Source organism: Streptomyces sp. NPDC031670 (assembly GCF_055580545.1).
Genome location: NZ_JBVILC010000047.1, coordinates 5,280 through 7,091 on the forward strand (window position 1 = coordinate 5,280; position 1,812 = coordinate 7,091).

At 68.9% G+C, this 1,812-nt stretch carries 1 protein-coding gene and 1 pseudogene; both read right to left on the reverse strand.

Annotated elements, in window-relative coordinates; translation table 11 throughout:
* Nucleotides 1-201: 201 nt before the first annotated feature.
* The gene (locus ACZ5ID_RS36760; protein WP_468907101.1) at nt 202-888 is read right to left on the reverse strand and encodes a hypothetical protein; all 687 of its coding nucleotides are present in this window, start codon (nt 886-888) and stop codon (nt 202-204) included.
* A gap of 248 nt (nt 889-1,136) precedes the next feature.
* A pseudogene (locus tag ACZ5ID_RS36765) lies at nt 1,137-1,409 on the reverse strand (AlbA family DNA-binding domain-containing protein); the annotation flags it as partial.
* Nucleotides 1,410-1,812: the final 403 nt, after the last annotated feature.

A 1,812-nucleotide genomic window follows, 5' to 3' on the forward strand; every position in this document is an offset into this window, starting at 1 on the left:
TTCCCCCCCCCCCCTCTCCCCCCTCCCCCCCCCCCCCCCCCTCCTCCCCCCCCCCCCCCCCCCCACCGTGCGGCTGTCACGGTTGGGGTGGGAGGCTCCTAGTCACTGCAGAAGTGCTGAGGAGCTGAACGAGAAGCACGGCGATATGGACGGCGGCCTGCGCGGCTTCCGGGGTGATGGGTGCGCTGGGTTTGTTCGCCGTCAGCCGCTCTCGGCTCGGTAGCGCTCGACCAGGGCTTCCATGCCGGTCCGGCCGGCGTCGAGACCGAGCTGGCGGAGCCAGTCGTCCACCTGCTCCTGGCACTCGGCGGCGGCACGCAGGTCCAGGGCGGGGTTGGCACGGAAGATCCCCCCGGCCGATGCGCCGGCCTCCGGGATCTCCCGCAGTCCGGTTGGCTGCAGAAGATGAGCGACCTGCCGGTCCGCGACGAGGTGGAGTTCACGCGGCTGTGCCACCAGGACGGTGTCGATATCCGTGATGCGGGCCAGTTCGGTGACGACATCGTGGTCGACGGCGGTTGTCAGAATGCCGTCCAGCAGGTCCGCCAGGTTCGGCACGGGGTACCGGTACTCCTGCATGGCTTCGACGCTGTCGGCGTACCGCCGAACCCGGGAGACGACGTCGATGGTGACACTCGCCACCGCAGCGGTGGAGGTGGAGCCGTAGCCCTCGGGGAGTTTGACCGTCACGACGGCCTCGACCGGGTACTCCACCGAGGCGCCGCTGACGCCCTGCCACACCAGCCGGGCCGTCCGGGACCTGTTGTGTCCGAGCGGCCGGAAGCCGCTGAACTGGTTGAACGACTCATGTCCGAGGGTGTGCAGAGCACCGGGGAAGGCGGAGGCGTTGAGCGCTTGCGCGAGCGCGGCGACGGACCGTTCCGACAACGGGCGCCAGGTGCCCGCCTCCCCCACCGGGAGGTTGACGCCGGTGCGGAGGATGAAATCCTCGGTGGGACGGCCCTCCTTGTCCTGGGCCAGGTGGGGGCCATGACGTTCTGGCCCATGGGCAGCACTCCTGATGTCGGCTCTTCACGGGCGAGCTGGAGGAGCCGGTCACGGTCTGCGGTGGAGTTCTGCCCGCTCAGCCTGATGGGCGCCTTCAGGTCAATCAGCAGGGGCCGGGGGGCGACCTTGGCGTTCACCCGGATGACCACCACGCTACGCCCGGACTCGTCGTCGAACGGGACGGGGATGAAGGTCGGCTCGCACGGCGGGTCGAACTTCTCACGGCAGCCGCTGGCGATCTTGTCGATCGTCTGCTGCGCGTCGACGCCGACCACGCGATCCGAGCCCGACTCGGCCTTGTCCACGATGCCCACCATGATGAGGCCGCCGTAGGTGTTGGCCATCGCCGCGATGGTCTTCATCAGGCTGGAGGAGTACTCGCGCTTGAACTCCAGCGTCAGCTCTCCACCTGGTCCGGCCGCGTGGCAACAGCACGGATGCGCTCGATCGTCAGATCCGCCGCCGAGGCGGCGAACAAGGAGTTGGTCATTCCCTCATACTTCACCAACAGCCTCAACTACACACCGGATTATGGCAGCAAGCCCGGCCTTGCCCCGGCCTGCTCCCGCCGGACCTGCCCCGACTGGAGGCTCTGCGGGCATAGGGCGCCGTGTGGGCGGCCTCCTCGATGAGCCCATCAGCGCCGTACGCCAGCGCGAGGCCGAGGAGCGCCGCACCCTGGAGCGGCGCCCGAAGGGCTTCTAGTAGGGCTTTGTTAGGTGGTGTCGTAGGGCTGCCAGGTGGGTTGTCGGCAGGTGGGGCAGGTGCCGGTCCAGGTGGCGATGAGGTGTTGGAGGAGGTCCA